A 19662-nucleotide genomic window follows, 5' to 3' on the forward strand; every position below is an offset into this window, starting at 1 on the left:
GGTGGCATTCGCGGCGGACAACCTCGCGCTGGCCGCCGCCGAAATCGGCGCGCTGGCCGAGCGTCGCATCGCACTGCTGATCGACGCGACGCTCTCGGGCCTGCCGCCGTTCCTCGTGAAGGATGGCGGTGTGAACTCGGGCTTCATGATCGCGCACGTGACGGCAGCGGCGCTCGCCTCGGAAAACAAGACGCTGGCGCATCCGGCCTCGGTCGATTCGCTGCCGACTTCGGCGAACCAGGAGGACCACGTGTCGATGGCGACGTTCGCCGCGCGCAAGCTCGCCGACATCGCCGACAACACGGCGAACATCCTCGCGATCGAACTGCTCGCCGCGGCCCAGGGCGTGGACCTGCGAGCGCCGCACTCAACGAGCCCGGCGCTCGCCAGGGTGATGCACGCGGTGCGCAGCGAGGTGCCGCACTACGATCTCGACCGCTACTTCGCGCCGGACATCGCGGCCGTGACACGTCTCGTGCAGAACGGCGCGGTCGCCGCGCACAGCCCGCTCGCGTTCGAGTCCGAAGCCGCGGCGTAACGTTCGCCATGAAGCACGCGACGAGGCGGCGAGGCGCGCACTCGCCGGGTCGAGAGGCCTGAGCGATGAACGCATCCGCGTACCAGGGCATCAAGGACTTCATCCTCGCGCGCATCGACGCGGGCGAGTGGAGGGAGGGCGACCAGGTACCTTCGGAGAACGAACTGGCGCGCGACTTCAAGGTTGCACGCATGACCGTGAACCGCGCGCTGCGCGAGCTGACCGCCGAGCAGGTGCTCACGCGCGTGCAGGGCGCGGGCACTTTCGTCGCGCGGCCGAAATACGAGTCGACGCTCGTGGCGATCCGCAGTATTTCCGACGAAATTCTCGCGCGCGGCCACCGTTATCACGCCGAGGTGCTGGAGATTGGCGTATTGCCCGCCGACGCGGCGCTCGCGATCGAAACCGGCCTGGCCATGAATGACAGGCTGTACTACTCGCGCGTGCTTCACTTCGAAAACGACGTGCCCGTGCAGCTGGAGGAGCGCTGGGTCAATCCGGCGGCGGCGCCCGAGTACGCCGGCCAGGATTTCACGCATATCACGCCGAACCAGTACCTCATGCGCGAGGCGCCGCTGCAGCGCGTGGAGTACCGCATCGAGGCGCTGGTGCCGGACGCCGAAACGCGCACGCGCCTTACGATGGGCGAGTCCGAGCCCTGCCTCGTTCTGCACCGGCGCACCTGGTCGCGCGGCCTCGTGGCTTCGGTGGCGGATCTCTGGCATCCCGGCAGCCGCTACCGGTTCACCGGGCATTTCTAGCCCGGCCGCCGGGCTGTGGCGCCTTTTCCACGCTTTGCCACGCGCTTCCCCTGCGCTTCCCGCGCGTTTCCCATATCTCGCGCGGCATTGCCCCCTTTCTCCGTTTTTCGTGTTGTGTCCCCCGGGCACGCGGGTTGCGCGCAGCCTCCCACAGCGACTAACCTTCAGTCACTGGTCCGGCCGGTCACGCCGGGCCGCACGGCGCGCGTGCGAAAGAGGGAGCGCAACGCCCGCGTGCGAACGAGGGAGGATTCGAGCGATGGAAGATACCGGCGCAACGCTCACGCCCGTATGGCGAGCGAATCTCGCGCTCCTGACCCGTGAAGTGGGCGCGGCCACGCGGCTTGCGCGAATGATGACGTTTTCCGCCAGTTACATGAAGCTGATCCTGTCGGGTCAGCGCGATTTCAGCGGCGAGTTCGTGCGCGGCGTCGAAGCCGTCACGGGCTTGCCCGAGGGATGGATGGACCTGCCGCACGGCGCCGACGAGGTGCCGGAAGTCGCACGCGCGGCGATCGGCAACGAGACGCCGCATGCCCGTTTTCGCGGCACGGCGCATCCCGTGCGCAAGCCGCCGGTGCTGCGCGCCGAGCCGATCTTCGGCCAGAAGGCGGCGCAGCGAGGCGACGAGCGCGCGCCCGGCGGCCAGCCGCACGCCCGCATGGCGGGCATGCGCAAGATCCGCGATCTCGCCGCGCAGGACGTGCGCAAGCTCGAACGCTATCTGGGCGTGCCGCCCGTGGAGCCGGCCGTGCTGCGCGCGCGCATCGAGGAAGTGATGGCGATGATCGAGCTCGACGAACGCGTGCGCGCCGATCTCGCCGGGCGCCTCGAGCAGATCGAAAAGCATCGCGAACTGTTGCTGCGTCACGTGACGAAGCTTCATGCGCTGCTCGTGCGGCTTGGCGAGGACACGGGCGGGAGCCGGTCCTGACGGTCCTGGCTGCGGGCCATCGATGGGCGGCGGCTCGCAGCGGCCTGAAGCCGAGCGGCGCGGCATCATGCCCTCATGCGGCATCGCCCGCAGCGAGCGCTCACGCGGCGGGTGGCGATGTGCTACAAAGGCAGACATTGCCACCGCTCCCATGAGGTTGTCTTGCACCTGCGCGCCGCGGCCTTTGCGCTCTGTCTGCTGCTGGCGGAATGGGCCGCGCACGCCCAGCCGCCGGGCGCCGCCGGGCCGGCTCCCACGGCCGGGTCGGCGGAGCCTGCCGCCGATGCTGCAGACGTTGCGCCCGCCACGCTCGAGCGCGACGTCCATCTGTTCGTCGTGCAAAAAGACGGCTCGGTCGTCGAGCACGACGACTCCACGATGCGCGCGAACACGACGGCAGGGGTGGACCAGGCGGCGCAGCGCTACGTCTGGTTCAATAAGGATATCGAAACAATCACCGAGCTCGACGCCGAAACCGTCGATCCCGACGGCATGGTGCATCCGGTCGGCCCCGAGAGCATACGCGACGTGCAGGAGCCGCGCTCGGCCGGCGCGCCGACTTTCGAGGACGGCGTGCTGCGCACGGTGATCTTTCCCGGCGTGCGGCCCGGCTCGCGCGTGCGGCTCGTCTTCGGCAAGCGGCGCGCGAAGCCGCTGCAGGCGGGCACGTTCTCGTATTTCGTCGAGCCGACGGGCGAGCCCGTGGAATTCCAGCGTCTCATCTTCGATCTGCCGGCCGACGTGCCGCTCTACGCCGACGCGCGCGGCTACGTCGCGCTCCCGCCGGTCACGTCGAACGGGCGCACCCGCTATACGTTCGATTACCGGCACGGAGCCTACGCGCCGCTGGAACCCGGCGCGGTTGCCTACGTGAACTGGGGCGATCGCCTGATGGTCTCGACGGTGCCGGACTTCGCGGCCTTTGCCATGCGTTACCGCGACGCGGCGGCGGACCCCAGCGCGACCGACCCGTCCGTCGCGGCACTGGCCTCCGCGCTGACTGCGGGCGCGAGCGATGAACACGAGAAGGCGCGGCGCATCTACGACTGGGTGCGTTTCAACATCCGCTACGTGGCGCTCTTTCTCGGCGAAACCGAGGCAGTGCCGCATCGCGTGGTGGACATCCTGCGCAACCGTTACGGCGACTGCAAGGACCACGTCGCGATCTTCTCGGCGCTGCTGGCGGCGGCGGGCATACGCTCGGAGGCGGCGCTGCTCAATCTCGGCCCGGTCTATGCGCTGCCCGACGTGCCGGGCTATGGCGCCGACGCGATCAATCACGTGATTACCTGGCTGCCGGACCTTGGCCTCTTTGCGGATACGACCGCGGGCGGAGTCGCGTTCGGCTATCTGCCGGTGGGCGTGATGGACCGACCGGCGCTGCTGGTGGACGACGGCGTGCTCGTGCGCACGCCGTCAACGCAGTTGCGGGCGCGCAGCGCGAAGCTCGCCGTCGAGGTGGGCCGCGACGGCGACGCCTCATACCGCTACTTCGTGGAGGACGAAGGCGCGGGGGCGGAGCCCGAGCGCAACACGTTTCGCCGCTCCACGCGGCAGACGGCGCAGCAACTGGCCGCGCAGCGCTTGCGGGCAACGGGCCTTTCCGGCACGGCCCGGATCGAGACCGGCCCGCTCGACGCGACGTCCGGCCCGTTCTCGACCGCCATCACAGGCACGCTCGACCACGTCGTCTGGCCCGACGGCACGACGGCGCTGCCCGCGCTCTCGAGTCTTTCCGGCGGCATCGCCACCCAGGTGGACTACTGGCTCGCCCAGCCGCGCCGCACGCAGCCGTGGGCCTGCGTGGGCGGCGACTTCGACGAAGCGGGGCAGATCGTGCTGCCGGCGAACGTGCGCGTGACCGACGTGCCGGCAGACGTGAGCGTGACGGGCGGCCCGCTCGTCTATACGGCGCATTACCTGTTCGATCCGGGCTCGCGCACGGTGCAGGTCGTGCGCCGTCTTTCGGCGCACTTCGGCCATCAGATGTGCTCGGTCGCCGAGTTCGAGCAGATGCGCGATACGCTGTTGCGCATCGAGCGCGATACGCACGCGCAGATCGTCGTGCGTGCGCGAGGCAGTGGGGCGGGGGCCTAACCGCCCTGGGTCGTTACCGGTACCCAGACGCCTTTCTTCACAAGGTAAAGCGTGGACGCGCCGTTGCGCAGCGAGCCGTCGTGCTCGAATGCGATATGGCCGGTGACGCCGTCGAAGGCGATCATCTTCAGCGCGCTGCGGTAAACGTCGGGCTGCGCCGACCTCGCGAGGACCATGGCGTGGATCGCCGCCCATGCGGCGTCGTAGCCGAAGGGCGCATAGGCGAGCACGTCGGTGCCGTAGCGGCTCCGGTATTTCTGGGCGAAACGCGGGCCGTCGGGCAGCTGCGCGAGCGGCCGGCCGTACTCCCACGACATCGCGCCTTCGGCCGCCGCGCCCGCTTCCTGGATGAAGGCGGAATTGACCACGCCGCCGCCGCCCACGAACTGCGGCGCCATGCCTAGCGTTTTCATCTGCCGGACGATGGCGGCCGCCTGATGCGCGAGGCCGCCGAAGTAGACGAGGTCGGCGTCGGTGCGGCGGATTTTCGTGAGCTGCGCCGCGAAGTCGTCGGTATTGCTGGTCGCGAACTCGCGCGCGACGACATTGCCGCCGTGCGCGCGCACGCTGCGCTCGAACACGTCGGCCTCGCCCTGGCCGAAGGCGCTGCGGTCGTCGATGATGGCGATGCGCTTGACCTTCATCGTGTCGACGGCCCACGCGCCCGCAATGCCGGCGTTCTGCGCATCGCTCGAGATCACCATGAACACGTTCGCAAAACCCTGCGCGGTGAGCGTGGGGTTGGTGGCGGCGGGATCGATCATCGGAATGCCCGCGGTTTCGTAGATGCGCGAAGCGGGAATCGCCGTGCCGGAGTTGAAGTGGCCGACCACGGCCGAAACGCCCAGGTTCACGAACTGCGCCGCGGCTTGCATGCCGAGGCGCGGATCGCCCTGGTCGTCGAGCGGCACGAGTTCGAAGTGAGCGGCCTGGTCGCCGATCTTGATACCCTGCGCGTTCGCTTCGTCGAGCGCCAGCTGCACGCCGTTCTCGAGATCGTGGCCGTAGTTCGCATCGTCGCCGGTCAGCGGCGCGACGAAGCCGATGCGCACGGTGAGCGGCGTAGCCGCGAGGGCGTCGGGCATCGCACCGGGTATCGCGGCGGATATCGTGCCGGCGAGCACCGCCGCGAGCAGGGTGGCGGCGAGCGTCAGCGGGGCCAGCGGTCTCATCGTGACTCCTTGCGTCGTGAAGGCGCGCTGTGCCTCGCGCTTGCAGGCCGAACGCCGCGCGGCGTTCAATGGCCGCGCTGCATCTCCAGCAGCGTGTCGCGCAGTTGCACGAGCGGCGCCTTCGTGGCTGCGTCTGCCCAGTCTTCGAGGTCGTCGAGCGCGCGGTTGCAGCCGTCGAGCACCACGTCGAGATCGACCGACACGCCGTTGGCGAGCGCGAAGCGCAGCGTTTCTTCAAACCGTTCGCATTCGTCCTCGCCGTAGGCGATGTCGAGATTGTCGGCGATCGTCTGTGCGATGTCGCTGCGGGCGCGGTCTTCTTCGTCCACGAAATCGATGATGCCGCGCGCCACCTCGGGCGCGTGATAGAGCGCGATGTCGAGCCACTGGGCGGCGTCGAAGTCGTTCTCGTGGCTCTGCGTTTCGAAGTACTCGATCGCTTCCTGCTCGTGCGTTTCGCCGGCGTCGACGGCCAGACAAAGCTGTTCGAAATACTCTTCCTGTTCGCTGCGGATCGGATGGGACATCGGCAATTCTCTTCAGTCAAGCGGCGCAACATGCGCGGCCCGCATTATAGGCTGCGCCGGACGTCCTTTCAGGGCATTTCAGGGTGTGTCGGCCGCCCACGCGTCGAACCATTCGCGCGGACGCGCAATCTGGTCCTGCGCGGCGACGATCTCGAGCTCGTAGCGGCCGGCGTCCCATGTTGCCTTCACGACGGCGTTCACGGCCGCGAGCGTGTGCTCGAAGGCGGGGCGCAGGGTGTCGCCCAGCATCTGCCGCGCGACGAATATGGCGCTCGTCACGTCGCCCACGCCCACCGGCTGGCGCGCGAACGGGTAGAGCGGGCGCTGCGCGACCCAGGCTTCGCGCCCGGTCACGACGAGCATGTTGAAGCGGTCGGCGGGGCTGTTGCGGTCCAACAGGTGCTTGACGAGGATCACCTTCGGGCCGCGGCGCAGCAACTGGCGGCATGCGAGCACGGCTTCTTCGACGGTTTCGATCTCGCGGCCCACGAGCCGTTGCAGCTCGCCGTGGTTCGGCATCATCGCGTCGGCCACCTCGGGCATGTTCTCGACGAGAAATTCCTCGATGCCGGGCTCCACGCGGCAGCCGCTGGCCGTGCCCATCACCGGGTCGCAGAAGTAGCGCGCATGGGGATTGGCGGCCTTCACGGCGCGCACGATATCGATCACGGCCTCGGCCTGCTCGGGCGTGCCGAGGTAGCCCGAGAGCACCGCGTCGCAGCGCGGCAGCACGCCGATCGCGCCCATGCCCTCCACGAGCTCGACCATCTGCTCGGGGTCGATGGCGCTGCCGGTCCAGTGGCCGTACTGCGTGTGATTGGAGAACTGCACGGTGTCGAGCGGCCAGACATTCACGCCGAGGCGGCGCATCGGGAACACGGCCGCGCTGTTGCCGGCGTGGCCGAACACGACGTGGGACTGGATGCTCAAGACGTTTTTCATGGATCGATCCGCGGTTTCTTATGGCGTCAGGCTGGGTCCGGCGGGGCACGGGACGGGGCACCCGGGGCGCGTGCCGCGAGGCCGGCGAGCGGAGCGGCAAGCAGACCGGCAGGCAGGCCCGCAATCGTGCCGGTAATCGTGGCGGCAAGCGGGCGCGCCGCCGCGTGCGCGTTGGGGCGCTGCAGCAACGATAACCGAATTCGGTTCCCTCAGTCGATCACCGTGCGCAGGCGGTGTTGCGCGAAATCGCCAGCCGCCGGGGCATGCGGGCCCGTCAGGCGAGCTCGCGATAGAGCGCCATGTAGCGTTGCGCGGAGGCGGCCCAGCCGAAGTCCTGCTCCATGCCGCGGCGGCGCGTCTCGCGCCAGTCGCGGCTCCTCGCATGCAGCGCGAAGGCGCGGCGGATCGCGGCCGCCAGCGCGTCGGGCTCGAAGCGCTCGAACACGAAGCCGGTTGCGAGGCCGTCGGCGAGGTTTTCGAGCGAGGCGTCCACGACCGTGTCCGCGAGGCCGCCCACGCGATGCACGAGCGGCAGCGCGCCGTAGGCGAGCGCATAGAGCTGGGTGAGCCCGCAGGGCTCGAAGCGCGACGGCACGGCCATCACGTCGGCGCCCGCGACGATCGCGTGCGCGAGCGTCTCGTCGAAGCCGAGCTCGACGGCGACGGCATCGGGGTGCTGGCGGGCCGCGCGCGTATAGCCTTGCTCCAGGCTCGCGTCGCCGGTGCCGAGCACCACGATCTGGCCGCCGCGCGAGACGATCTCGGGCAGGGCCGCGAGCAGCAGGTCGAGGCCTTTCTGCTCGGTCAGGCGGCTCACCACGCCGAACACGGGCGCGTCGTGCTTCTGCGCGAGCTTCATGCGAGCCTGCAGCGCCGTCTTGCAGCGCAGCTTGCCGCTCATGCGCGTGGCCGAGTAGCGTGCCGCGATCGCCGCGTCGCTGGCGGGATTCCAGACCGCATAGTCCACCCCGTTGAGGATGCCGACGAGGTCGTGCGCGCGGCCGCGCAGGAGCGCTTCGAGTCCGCCGCCCTGGGCGACGGTCTGGATCTCGCGCGCGTAAGTGGGGCTTACGGTCGTGATCTTGTCGGCGTAGTAGAGCCCCGCCTTCAGGAACGAGAGCTGGCCGTAGAACTCCACGCCGTGCATGTCGAAGAAGTCCGCGGGCAGGCCGAGGCTGCCGAACTGCTGGGCGGGAAAGATGCCTTGATAGGCGAGGTTGTGGATCGTGAACACCGAGCGCGCCGGCGCCGCCGCGGGCGCCAGGCCGCGTTCGAGCGCCGCCGCGCGCAGGTAGGCCGGTGCGAGGCCCGCATGCCAGTCGTGCGCCTGCACCACGCGCGGCGCCCAGTCCGGATCGGCGTGCTGCGCGAGCTGGGCGGCCGCCCAGCCGAGCAGCGCGAAACGCTGGGCGTTGTCGCCCCAGGGCACATGCTCGCTGTCCAGATACGGGTTGCCGGGCCGTGCGTAGAAGTCGTCGGCGCGGATCATGTAGACGGGCAGATCGCTCTCCGGCAGGCGGCCCAGCTCCAGCGTCGCTTCGTGCGCGCCGAAGGTGCGGCCAAGGCGCGCGACGGGCCGCAGGTCGGCGAGGCCCGCCGCGACCGGCACGAAGCCCGGCAGGAGGAGGCGCGCATCGGCGCCTTGCTCGATCAGCGCGGCCGGCAGCGCGGCCGTCACGTCGGCGAGGCCGCCCGTCTTCAGGAGCGGATAGAGTTCGCTGGCTACATGCAGGACGCGGATGGTCATCGCTCGGGGGGCCTCTCGGTGCTGGGTTTGCCTGGGTTTGCCTGGTATCGCGCGGCGCGGCAGTACGCGCGGTCAGCCGTGAGCGCGTTCCAGCGCCTCGCGCGTGACGAGCACCACGCCGTTTTCGGTCCGGTAAAACCGTTCGCCGTCGCGCACCGGGTCTTCGCCGATCACGGTGCCGTCGGGGATCTCGCAGCCGCGGTCCACCACGACCTTGCGCAGACGGCAGCTCGTGCCCACCGTGACCTGCGGCAACAAGACTGCCTCGGCAATGTTGCAGAAAGACTTCACGACGACATTCGAGGAGAGCACCGAGCGCGAAAGCTGCGATCCCGAGATGACGCTGCCGCCGCAGACGATCAGGTTCGTGCCGGAGCCTTGCAGGCCGTTGAGGTCGCGCACGAACTTGGCGGGCGGCAACTGCTCCTGGTAGGTCCAGATGGGCCAGTTGCGGTCGTAGAGGTCGAGTGCCGGGATAGTCGAGGCGAGGTCGAGGTTGGCGGCCCAGTAGGCGTCGATCGTGCCCACGTCGCGCCAGTAGGGCTCGGCGGACGGGTCCGAGGTGACGCACGAGAGGCTGAACGGATGGGCGACCGCGAGCCCTTCGGTGACCACGCGCGGAATGATGTCCTTGCCGAAGTCGTGATCGGTCGCGGACATGGAGATATTTTCTTCGAGCAGCCTGACGAGATAGGCGGTGTCGAACACGTAGATGCCCATGCTGGCGAGGGCGATGTCGGGGCGTCCCGGCATGGCGGGCGGATCGTCGGGCTTCTCGACGAAGCCGACCACGCGGCGCGACTCGTCCACGGCCATCACGCCGAACGCGCGCGCGTCGAGCCGCGGCACCTCGATGCAGCCCACCGTGCATTCGGCGCCGCTGGCCGCGTGGTCGGCCACCATGCGCGTGTAGTCCATCTTGTAGATGTGGTCGCCGGCCAGCACGACCACGTACTTCGGCGCGATCGAGCTGATGATGTCGAGGTTCTGGTAGACGGCGTCGGCGGTGCCGCGATACCAGTGGGCGCCTTCCACGCGCTGCTGCGCGGGCCACAGATCGACGAACTCGTTGAACTCGCCGCGCAGGAAACCCCAGCCGCGCTGCAGATGGCGCAACAGCGAGTGCGCCTTGTACTGCGTGACGACGGCAATGCGCCGTATGCCCGAATTGAGGCAGTTGGAGAGGGCGAAGTCGATGATGCGGTATTTGCCGCCGAAGTGGACGGCCGGTTTGACGCGCTTGTTCGTGAGCGGGCCGAGCCGCGTGCCGCGTCCGCCCGCGAGCACGATGGCGAGCGTGGTGCGCTGCAGATCGTTGAGGCTTGCCGGGGTTTCCATGAGTGTCTCCATGTCTCTTTGTTTTGCCCCCCGAAAGGGCCGGCCCGGCGCATTCGTTATGTGGTTCGTGACTGCTTGCGCGGCCGGCGTTCTCGTGCGCCTGCATAGACTGTTCTAGCACCGAATCGCGCACAGTGCGAATTGCCGCGCGCACGCGGACGCAGCAAACAGGCCGTGCCGAGGCGGGGGCAGCGTGGCGGCGGGCGTGCGGCATCGCGGCTAGAATCGGCGGCTGGTGTGCCGGCCCGCGCGCCATGTGCTTGCCGGGGTGCGTTCCATGCGCGCCCCGCGTTGACCGATTCGAAGAACGACCGCCCCCTTGCTCATGACCTTGCCCCCGACCCTCGCCCGCACGCTTTCCCTCTTCCTCATCGCCTGCTGCGCCGCCGCGCTGGGCCAAACCGCGCTGGCCGGCGACGAGCCGGCCTTCGGGCCGGAGCTGCAGGGCTTCGCCTATCCGTACACGGTGCAGGACTTCGCGTTTCCGTCGCAGGGCCAGGTGTTGCACATGGCCTACATGGACGTGCATCCGGCCACGCCCAACGGCCGCACGGTCGTGCTGCTGCATGGCAAGAACTTCTGCGCCGCAACGTGGGAGCAGACGATCGGCGAACTCGCGGCCGCCGGCTACCGCGTGATCGCGCCCGACCAGATCGGTTTCTGCAAGTCGAGCAAGCCCGCGGCCTACCAGTTCAGCTTCCAGCAGCTCGCACGCAATACGCATGCGCTGCTCGCTTCGCTCGGCGTGGGGCGCGCGACGATCGTCGGCCATTCGACGGGCGGCATGCTGGCGGTGCGCTACGCGCTGATGTATCCGCAGGAGACCGAGCAGCTCGTGCTCGTGAACCCGATCGGCCTCGAAGACTGGAAGGCGCTGGGCGTGCCCTCGCTTTCCGTCGACGACTGGTACGCCCGCGAGCTGAGGACGAGCGCCGAAGGCATACGCCGCTATGAGCAGGCCACGTATTACGCGGGGCAGTGGCGCCCCGCTTACGAGCCGTGGGTGCAGATGCTGGCCGGCATGTACCGCGGTCCGGGCAAGGCACAGGTGGCGTGGGATTCGGCGCTGCTCTACGACATGATCTACACGCAGCCCGTGGTCTACGAGTTCGGCCAGCTGCGCATGCCCACGCTGCTCCTCATCGGCGACAAGGACACGACGGCCATCGGCAAGGACATCGCGCCGCCCGAGGTGCGCGCGAGGATCGGCCGCTATCCGGTGCTTGCGAAGGCGGCGCAGCGGGCGATACCGCACGCCACGCTCGTCGAGTTCCCGGATCTCGGCCATGCGCCGCAGATGCAGGATCCGCAGGCGTTCCATGCAGCCTTGCTCAAGGGGCTTGCCGCGTTGCCCGAGCAGCCCTGAGCGCAACGGCGTACCACGCGGGCGGGGGCGGCGCTGGCCCGCCCCCGGAGGCTCACTGCGTCGTCGCGAGGGTTTCGCGCACTTCGGCGGCGATCTCGAACGAGCGCAGCCGCGCCGCGTGATCGTAGATCTGCGCCGTGACGATGAGCTCGTCCGCGGCGGTCTGCTCGATGACCGAAGCAAGCTGTGCCCGCACGGTGCCGGGCGCGCCCACGGCCGAACAGGCGAGCGCGTGCGCGACGCCGGCAAGTTCGAATTCGGTGGCCCCGATTTCCGCCGCGGGCGGCGGCAACTGCCCCGGCGTGCCGCGCCGCAGGTTCACGAACTGCTGCTTGAGCGAGGTGAAGAGAAAATGGGCTTCGTCGTCGGCGTCGGCGGCGAAGACATTGACGCCCACGATCGCGTGCGGCCGCGCCAGCTGCGCCGAGGGACGGAACTGCGAGCGGTAGACCCGGAGCGCGGTGAGCAGATGATCGGGGGCGAAATGCGAGGCGAAGGCGAACGGCAGGCCCATGGCCGCCGCCATCTGCGCGCCGAACAGGCTCGATCCGAGAACGTAGAGCGGAACGTTCAGCCCCGCGCCCGGCACCGCGCGCACGCGCTGGCCCTCCACCGGCGCGGCGAAGTAGCGCTGCAGCTCGGCGACGTCGTCGGGGAACGCATCGGCGCTCGACTGCAGGTCGCGCCGCAGCGCGCGGGCCGTCGTCTGGTCGGTGCCCGGCGCGCGGCCGAGCCCGAGGTCGATGCGGCCCGGATACAGCGATGCCAGCGTGCCGAACTGTTCGGCGATCACGAGCGGCGCGTGGTTGGGCAGCATGATCCCGCCCGAGCCCACGCGGATCGTCCGCGTGCCGCCCGCCACGTGGCCGATCACCACCGAGGTCGCCGCGCTGGCGATGCCCGTCATGTTGTGATGCTCGGCGAGCCAGTAGCGGCGGTAGCCGAGGCGTTCCGCGTGGCGGGCGAGGTCGAGCGTGTTGCGCAAGGCGACGCCGGCGTCGGAGCCGGCCGGAATCGGGGAGAGATCGAGAACCGAGAAAGGGATCATGGCGCGTTGAGGAGCGGGTTTTGTGCAAGCCGGGTGCAAGGTGGGCTCATTGTGCCCATGCGGGCGGCGCTCTGCTGGCGGCGAACCCGAATCCCTGCCGCGCGTGGGGCTATGTCGGCGAGCCTTTTCGGAGTGGCGAAACCGGGAGGCATCGCGGTATGCATTCTTTTAATCTGCTGAACGCTGACATAAACCTTTAATTCGCTTTCATTAAATTTCTATTGCATTTTGCTTACCGGGTATTTCGAAACGTAAATCGTGAAGGCAAGCCGCTAAATGCCTGAAATAATGACGTTCCCGTATTGTCGGCAAGAGCGAAAAGCAGTGTTGCGGTTCGCTCACAAGCAGGTTCAGGAACGAACTGTTACAATTTTGCACGTTCAGGCGGTTGTGCGGTGAAACCGAATGAGCGTCAGTTATTGTCGAAAATGATGCAGTTGGGTTTTGTGCATCATGTCGCGCGGCATTCAGGGTTGATCTTCTGGCGAGGAATCTGCGCTGCGGTTACGATGCGCGGTTGCCATTTTTCCGAACTTCATGGTTGTGCAAATGTTACGAGGCGATCCGGCCGAGCAAGCCGTCGCAGGGATCGGCGCTGGCGCCCGGCAGTCGTGCCGGCCGTCATGTGTTTCGCGCGGCGCCTCGCCGGAGGCGAGAGCATGACGGCGTCGCTCCCGCTGGCCTCCTGGTCCGTCGTCGCGTTGTGCTGCGTGGTCGCGCTCTATGCGATCTGCGCGGCGCTGACCATGCCGCGTCTTGGCTCGGCCTCGCTCGTGCGCGAGGCGGCCCGTCGCGCGCGCGCGCGCCGGCCCGTCGGCGTGAGCGTGCTCAAGCCGCTGTGCGGCGCCGAACCCCGTCTGTACGAGAATCTCGCCACCTTCTGCGAGCAGCGTCATCCGTGCTTTGAGCTGCTGTTCGGCGTTTCGTCGCCGACCGATCCGGCGATTGCCGTCGTGGAGCGCCTGCAGGCCGCGTATCCGCATTGCGATATCGAGCTCGTGATCGACGCGCGCGTCTACGGCAGCAACCTCAAGGTCAGCAACCTGATGAACCTCGTGGCGCGCGCGCGTTACGACGCGCTGATCGTGGCGGACAGCGACATCGCCGTCGAACCCGACTATCTGGACATCGTCACGGCGCCGCTCGCCGATCCGAAAGTCGGCGTCGTCACCTGCCTCTACCATGCACGCAGTGTCGGCGGCTTCTGGCCGCGCGTGGGCGCGCTCTTCATCAACGAGTGGTTCGCGCCCTCGGTGCGCGTTGCGCACACCACGGGCTCGCGCGCGTTCGGCTTCGGGGCGACGCTCGCGCTCTCGCGCGCCACGCTGGAGCGCATCGGCGGCTTCGCGGCGCTCAAGGACTGCCTCGCCGACGACTACATGCTCGCGCGCTACGCACGCGACCACGGCCTCGCCACGGTGCTCGCGCCGGTCGTGGTCGATACCGACGTCGTCGAGCCCACTTTCAGTGCGCTCTGGCTGCGCGAAACGCGCTGGCTGCGCACGATCCGCTCGGTCAATCCGGCGGGTTTCGCGTCGCTTCTGATTACGTTCACGTCGCCGTGGCTGCTCCTCGGCGCCGTATTGTGCGCGCTGCTTGCCTCGGGCAGCCTGTCGTTCGGCGTGGGGCTCGCGGGCAGCGGCAGTTCCGCCGTCGTGCTGGGCGTGCTCGGCGCGAGCACGGCAGGCGGTATCATCGCGCGTGCGCTGCTGCACGCACGCGGCAGCACCAGCTGGCGCGTGTTCTGGCGCGATTTACCGCTCGTGCCGTTGCGCGACGGGCTGCTCGCGCTGCAGTGGCTCGCGGCGGCATTCGGCTCGCACGTCGTCTGGCGCGGCGTGCGCGTGCCGGTGGCCAACCCCGAGACGGGCGAGCCCGGCGTTGGCGCATCGGCGCGCCGGCCGGCCGTCGAGGTGTCGGATGGCCGCTGAGTTCGAAGTGTGGTTCAAGGTTTATCGCGCGGGCCGCAAGTGCGGCGCGCGCAACGATTTGTTCATATCCATGACTTTTACGCCCGATACAACCCGGGTTGCCGGAGCACTCATCTCATGAAAACGCTGTTTCTGCAGGCCCCGTCCTATGACGGCTTCGACGGCGGCGCCGGTTCGCGCTACCAGGCAAAGCGCGAGATCCGCTCGTTCTGGTATCCCACGTGGCTCGCGCAGCCCGCGGCGCTCGTGCCCGACAGCCGCGTGCTCGACGCGCCCGCCGACGGCCTTTCCGTCGAAGCCACGCTCAAGATCGCCGACGACTACGAGCTCATCATCATCCACACGAGCACGCCGTCGTTCCCGACCGACGCGCTCTTCGCCGAAGACCTGAAGAAGCGCAAGCCGTCGCTCATCGTCGGCATGGTGGGCGCGAAGGTGATGGTCGATCCGCACAACTCGCTCACCGCGAGCGAGGCGATCGATTTCGTCTGCCGCGAAGAATTCGACTACACCTGCAAGGAAATCGCGGAAGGCAAGCCGTTCCCCGAAATCAAGGGCTTGAGCTGGCGCGCGAAGGACGGCTCGATCGAGCACAACGAAGCGCGTCCGATCCTCGAAAACATGGACGAGCTGCCGTTCGTTGCGCCCATCTACAAGCGCGACCTGAAGATCGACAACTACTTCATCGGCTACCTGAACTTCCCGTACGTCTCGATCTACACGGGCCGCGGCTGCAAGTCGCGCTGCACGTTCTGCCTGTGGCCGCAGACGGTCAGCGGCCACCGCTATCGCACGCGTTCGGTCGAGAACGTGCTCGCGGAAGCGAAGTGGATTCGCGACAACATGCCGGAAGTGAAGGAGCTGATGTTCGACGACGACACCTTCACCGACGACCTGCCGCGCGCCGAAGCCATCGCGATCGGTCTGGGCAAGCTCGGCATGACGTGGTCGTGCAACGCGAAGGCCAACGTGCCGTACAAGACGTTGAAGGTCATGAAGGAAAACGGCCTGCGCCTGCTGCTCGTCGGTTTCGAGTCGGGCGACGACCAGATCCTCGTGAACATCAAGAAGGGCGTGCGCACGGACTTCGCGCGCCGCTTCAGCGCGGACTGCAAGAAGCTCGGCATCAAGATCCACGGCACCTTCATCCTGGGTCTGCCGGGCGAGACGCAGGACACCATCAAGAAGACGATCGAGTACGCGAAGGAAATCAATCCGCACACGATCCAGGTCTCGCTCGCCGCGCCCTATCCGGGCACGACGCTCTACAAGCAGGCCGTCGAGAACGGCTGGATGGAAGAGAACAAGACCATCAACCTCGTGAGCAAGGAAGGCGTGCAGCTGGCGGCGATCGGCTACGCGCACCTGTCGCGCGACGAGATCTATCACCATCTCGAGCAGTTCTATCGCCAGTTCTATTTCCGTCCGTCGAAGATCTGGGAAATCGTGCGCGAAATGCTCACGAGCTGGGACATGATGAAGCGCCGCCTGCGCGAAGGCGTGGAGTTCTTCCGCTTCCTGCGCGCCCACGAGGCATGATGGACCGGCCGCCCCGCCGCAGTGGGCACGACGGACGTGCGCTCATCTTCACCGCCGACGACTTTGGCCTGCACGAGCGGGTCAACGTTGCCGTCGAGCGTGCGCATCGCGAGGGGGTGCTCGATGCCGCGAGCCTGATGGTGGCTGCCCCCGCGGCCGCCGACGCCGTGGCGCGTGCGCGGCGCCTGCCGTCCTTGCGCGTGGGGCTGCATCTCGTGCTGGCCGACGGCGCGGCGATGCTGCCGCGCGCGCGGATTCCCGCGCTCGTCGATCGGGAAGGGCGCTTCGGCCAGAACATGGCGCTGGACGGCGTGCGCTTTTTCTTCCTGCCCCATGTGCGCGCGCAGCTCGCGAAGGAGATTCGCGCGCAGTTCGAAGCGTTCGCGGCGACCGGGCTCGCGCTCGATCACGTGAACACGCACAAGCACTTCCATCTGCATCCCACGGTGCTCTCGCTGATCCTTTCGATCGGCCGCGAGTTCGGTCTCAACGCGATGCGCCTGCCGCTTGAGGCCGGTGCGCCTCTCGCGCTCAAGCCCTGGCTCGCGCTCGTGCGCGCCCGCCTCGCGCGCGCGGGCATTGCGCACAACGACTTCGTGGTGGGCATCGCGAAGACGGGCGCGATGGACGAGGCGGTGCTGCTCGACGCCATTGCGAACCTGCCCGAAGCGGGCGTGGGCGAAATCTACTGCCATCCGGCCATTGCGGCCGAAGCCGGCGAGGGCGCCATTACCCCCTCCATGCGGACCTATCGCCACGCCGACGAACTGGCGGCCTTGATGTCGCCGCGCGTTGCGCAGGCGCTCGCGGCGGCGCGCGTGCGCCATGGCGGTTTTACGGATGTGTTCCACGGCGGCGAGGCGCAGGCCGGCTCCCACGCGCTTGCGCGGGAGCCGCAGCCGTCATGAAGTGGCTCCAGTGGCTGGGCCTGCCCGTCGGCATCGCGGTCCTGATCGCGCTCGCGATCCACGACGGCGCGCATGACATCGTGCACGCCGTCGGCGTGGCGGGTCCGGCACTGCTCTGGCTCGTGCCGTTTCACGCGCTGCCGCTTTTGCTCGACGCGCACGCGTGGCGCCTGCTGCTCGGCAAGCGTCTGCCGCTCGGTTTCCTCTGGTGGATTGCCACCGTGCGCGAGGCCGTCAGCCGTCTCCTGCCCGTGATGGGCGTGGGCGGCGAGGTCGTCGGCATACGGCTTGCACGCTGGCGCATGCGCGATGGCAGTTTCGTCGCCGCCTCGGTGATCGTGGAAGTGCTCGTCACCATCGCCGTGCAGTACGCGTTCTCGGCGCTCGGGCTCGTGCTGATCGTCGCCGCAACCGGCAACGGCGGGTCGCTCCACACCCTCACCACGATCGGCCTTGCGCTCGTGCTCACGATGCCGTTCCCCGCGATTGCCGTCCTCATGCTGCGGCGTGGCGGCGTGTTCCACAAGATCGAGCGCTGGGCCGCCCGCATGTTCGGCGCCGGGCATCCGCTCGTGATCGGCATCGACGGCCAGCAGCTCGACCGCGATCTGGACGCGCTGATGTCTCGCACGGGCCTGATGTTCCGCACTTTTAGCTGGCAGCTGGCCGGCTACATGCTGGGCGCCTTCGAGACCTGGTGGGCGCTGCGGCTTCTGGGTTTTCCGGTGTCGGTCGAGGGGGCGCTCGCCATCGAAGCGCTGACCCAGGCCGTGCGCCACGCGGCCTTCATGGTGCCCGCGGGGCTCGGCATCCAGGAGGCCGCCGTGGTGTTGCTCGCGCAACTGTTCGGCGTGGGGCCCGACGTGGCGTTCTCGCTCGCGCTCGTCAAGCGCATGCGTGAAGTGGTGTTCGGCTGTCTTGCGCTGCTGTCCTGGCAGGGCGCGGAAATCATGCGCACGCGCGGCCACCTGCGCCGCGGCCAGGCGTTCGCACAGGCCGAGGACGGCGCGGCGCACGACACGGCGCGCGGCACGGCCCGTTCACGGCAGCACGAAGAGGTTCGCTAAAGGGAATATTTGGGGGTACATTGGCGAAATCCTCCAACCAGGCGCTTTTTCTGGATGCGCTTGCGGACAGTTCCGTATCCCGATTGTGCAGGACCATGTGTGCAGGACCATGAAACTCAACTTGCAGGCGAGCCGATTCGCTTTCGCCGCGCTCGCCGTGGCGGCGACGCTTGCGCTCACCGGCTGCAACGACCGCCAGATCGATTCCATGTGGCAGACGCTCAAAGCTTTCTTCGATTCGGTGAAGCCCGACGTGCTGCTGTTCAAGGGCCTCACGCCGGGTGTCTCGACGCTCGATGACGTGCGCCGCCAGATGGGCAAGCCCGAGACCGAGCGCCTCTTCGACGACGGCTCGCGCCGCCTCGAATACCCGCGCGGCCCGCAGGGCCTCAATACCTACATGGTGGACATCGGGCCGAACGGACGGCTCGTTGCGATCACCCAGGTCCTCACGGCCGAGAACTTCGCGAAGATCCGCATGGGCATGTCCGAGGACGAAGTGCGGCAGATGCTCGGCAAGCCCGGGCAGATCGCGGCGTTCCGCCTCAAGAAGGAGACCGTGTGGAGCTGGAAATGGCTCGAAGGCGGGGTCGAGCGGGAGGCATTCTTCAACGTGCACTTCGGACCGGACGGGCGGGTCGTGACGACCTCGCGCTCGGACGTGAACCGCGGGCGCTGAGCGGCGGGAGGCCAGAATCATGCAGCGGCGGCGGACTCCTCGTATCGGTCTTGTGCTGGGCGGCGGCGCGGCGCGCGGCTGGGCGCACATCGGCGCCATTCGCGCGCTCGAAGAGGCCGGCATCAAGCCCGACGTCGTGTGCGGCACGTCGATCGGCGCGCTGGTCGGGGCGGTCTATGCGAACGGCGATCTCGACTGGCTCGAAGAGTGGGTCGGCAAGCTCACATGGCAGACCGTGGTGCGGCTGCTCGACCTGCGCTTTTCGGGCGGGCTGCTCGGCGGACGCAAGGTGATCGACGTGTTCGCCAACAAGTTCAACGGATGCGGCATCGAGGAGCTGAGGCTGCCGTTCACGGCGGTCGCCACCGAGCTCGACACCGGCCGCGAGGTCTGGCTGCGCGACGGCGCCGTGGCCGAGGCGGTGCGCGCCTCGATCGCGATTCCCGGCCTTTTCACGCCGATCTGGCACGACGGCGTATGGCTCGTGGACGGCGGGCTCAGCAACCCGGTGCCGGTCTCCGCGGCGCGGGCGATGCGTGCCGACTGCGTGATCGCCATCGACCTCAATCACGACCTCCTGAACGGCCGCGATCTGGGCGGCATGATCGATACGGTGCCGCGCGAAGCGCACGTCGCGGCAGCCGGCGCAACCCGGACGGCTGAGGCGGGGCAGGCAGGCGAGGCGGGTGAGCCGGGACAAGCGCAGGAGCCGCCGGAAGACGCCGGCCCGCCGGTGCTCCTGCGCCGCAACGGCAAGCCCTTTCCGCGCTGGCTCCAACCCTCGGCGACGGCCGGCAATGACGACGTGCGCGTGGCGCCGCCGCCCAGCGCGCGCGTGCCGTCGATGCTGAGCTCGATTGCGCAGAGCATCGACATCATGCAGGTGCGCATCACGAGGAGCCGTCTCGCCGGCGAGCCGGCCGACGTGCTGATCCAGCCGCGTCTTGGCGGCATGGGCATTTTCGACTTTCACCGCGCGGCGCCCGCCATCGCGGAAGGGCGCGCCGCCGTGCAGTACATGCTGCCGGCGATACGGGCGCAGTTGGGGATGGAGTAGAAGGCGGCGCG

17 protein-coding genes are annotated in these 19662 nt (G+C 68.4%); 11 read left to right on the forward strand and 6 right to left on the reverse strand.

Annotation, left to right across the window (positions count from 1 at the left end; all coding sequences use genetic code 11):
- The 4 genes from BAC01S_RS20510 to BAC01S_RS20525 form a co-directional block, all read left to right on the forward strand.
- The coding region (locus BAC01S_RS20510; RefSeq protein WP_027796446.1) for an aromatic amino acid lyase at positions 1-538 on the forward strand (538 nt) is incomplete at its 5' end.
- Between the two features lie 65 nt (positions 539-603).
- Positions 604-1299, forward strand: a complete 696-nt coding sequence (gene hutC, locus BAC01S_RS20515) for a histidine utilization repressor (protein ID WP_027796447.1) — start codon at positions 604-606, stop codon at positions 1297-1299.
- A gap of 259 nt (positions 1300-1558) precedes the next feature.
- A complete protein-coding gene (locus BAC01S_RS20520; RefSeq protein ID WP_027796448.1) occupies positions 1559-2233 on the forward strand; it encodes a hypothetical protein in 675 nt (224 codons plus the stop codon).
- Between the two features lie 162 nt (positions 2234-2395).
- Positions 2396-4330: a DUF3857 domain-containing transglutaminase family protein gene (locus tag BAC01S_RS20525; protein ID WP_245616635.1), complete on the forward strand. Its 1935-nt coding sequence runs from the start codon at positions 2396-2398 to the stop codon at positions 4328-4330.
- Here BAC01S_RS20525 and BAC01S_RS20530 read toward each other — a convergent pair.
- The 5 genes from BAC01S_RS20530 to glgC form a co-directional block, all read right to left on the reverse strand.
- The gene (locus BAC01S_RS20530; protein ID WP_156954487.1) at positions 4327-5502 is read right to left on the reverse strand and encodes a branched-chain amino acid ABC transporter substrate-binding protein; all 1176 of its coding nucleotides are present in this window, start codon (positions 5500-5502) and stop codon (positions 4327-4329) included. The two genes, BAC01S_RS20525 and BAC01S_RS20530, sit on opposite strands and share 4 nt — an antisense overlap.
- Before the next feature lie 65 nt (positions 5503-5567).
- Positions 5568-6029 (reverse strand): hypothetical protein, encoded by a 462-nt coding sequence (locus tag BAC01S_RS20535; protein ID WP_027796451.1) that lies wholly within the window; start codon positions 6027-6029, stop codon positions 5568-5570.
- Between the two features lie 78 nt (positions 6030-6107).
- Positions 6108-6971 carry a pyridoxal kinase PdxY gene (pdxY, locus tag BAC01S_RS20540; RefSeq protein ID WP_027796452.1) on the reverse strand — a complete coding sequence of 288 codons (864 nt, stop codon included), beginning with the start codon at positions 6969-6971 and terminating at the stop codon, positions 6108-6110.
- A 274-nt stretch (positions 6972-7245) separates the two neighbouring features.
- On the reverse strand, positions 7246-8718 hold the full coding sequence (gene glgA / locus BAC01S_RS20545) for a glycogen synthase GlgA (protein ID WP_027796453.1): 1473 nt from the start codon (positions 8716-8718) through the stop codon (positions 7246-7248).
- A gap of 72 nt (positions 8719-8790) precedes the next feature.
- Complete coding sequence (gene glgC / locus BAC01S_RS20550; protein WP_027796454.1) at positions 8791-10056, reverse strand: glucose-1-phosphate adenylyltransferase; 1266 nt, start codon at positions 10054-10056, stop codon at positions 8791-8793.
- 325 nt (positions 10057-10381) lie between these two features.
- Between glgC and BAC01S_RS20555 the strand changes: the two genes are divergently transcribed.
- Positions 10382-11422 (forward strand): alpha/beta fold hydrolase, encoded by a 1041-nt coding sequence (locus BAC01S_RS20555; protein WP_027796455.1) that lies wholly within the window; start codon positions 10382-10384, stop codon positions 11420-11422.
- A 52-nt stretch (positions 11423-11474) separates the two neighbouring features.
- Here BAC01S_RS20555 and BAC01S_RS20560 read toward each other — a convergent pair whose 3' ends face one another.
- Entirely contained in the window at positions 11475-12470 is a 996-nt protein-coding gene (locus tag BAC01S_RS20560) for an LLM class flavin-dependent oxidoreductase (protein ID WP_027796456.1), read from the reverse strand.
- A 659-nt stretch (positions 12471-13129) separates the two neighbouring features.
- On the opposite strand from BAC01S_RS20560, the gene hpnI reads away from it, so the two are divergent.
- The 6 genes from hpnI (at position 13130) to BAC01S_RS20590 (ending at position 19651) form a co-directional block, all read left to right on the forward strand.
- On the forward strand, positions 13130-14401 hold the full coding sequence (gene hpnI / locus BAC01S_RS32040; RefSeq protein WP_043203086.1) for a bacteriohopanetetrol glucosamine biosynthesis glycosyltransferase HpnI: 1272 nt from the start codon (positions 13130-13132) through the stop codon (positions 14399-14401).
- Positions 14402-14518: 117 nt separating this feature from the next.
- Positions 14519-15940, forward strand: coding sequence for a hopanoid biosynthesis associated radical SAM protein HpnJ (hpnJ, locus tag BAC01S_RS20570; RefSeq protein ID WP_027796457.1), 1422 nt, complete (start codon positions 14519-14521; stop codon positions 15938-15940).
- Positions 15940-16848, forward strand: coding sequence for a hopanoid biosynthesis-associated protein HpnK (gene hpnK, locus BAC01S_RS20575; RefSeq protein ID WP_043203035.1), 909 nt, complete (start codon positions 15940-15942; stop codon positions 16846-16848). Before hpnJ ends, hpnK begins: the two co-directional genes overlap by 1 nt.
- A complete protein-coding gene (locus tag BAC01S_RS32045) occupies positions 16845-17915 on the forward strand; it encodes a lysylphosphatidylglycerol synthase domain-containing protein (RefSeq protein WP_043203037.1) in 1071 nt (356 codons plus the stop codon). The genes hpnK and BAC01S_RS32045 overlap by 4 nt, the downstream gene beginning before the upstream one ends.
- Before the next feature lie 109 nt (positions 17916-18024).
- Positions 18025-18594 (forward strand): lipoprotein, encoded by a 570-nt coding sequence (locus BAC01S_RS20585; RefSeq protein ID WP_043203039.1) that lies wholly within the window; start codon positions 18025-18027, stop codon positions 18592-18594.
- Between the two features lie 16 nt (positions 18595-18610).
- A complete protein-coding gene (locus tag BAC01S_RS20590; protein WP_027796460.1) occupies positions 18611-19651 on the forward strand; it encodes a patatin-like phospholipase family protein in 1041 nt (346 codons plus the stop codon).
- Positions 19652-19662: the final 11 nt, after the last annotated feature.

Origin of the sequence: Paraburkholderia acidipaludis NBRC 101816, assembly GCF_000684975.1 — a bacterium.
GTDB classification, from domain to species: Bacteria; Pseudomonadota; Gammaproteobacteria; order Burkholderiales; family Burkholderiaceae; genus Paraburkholderia; species Paraburkholderia acidipaludis.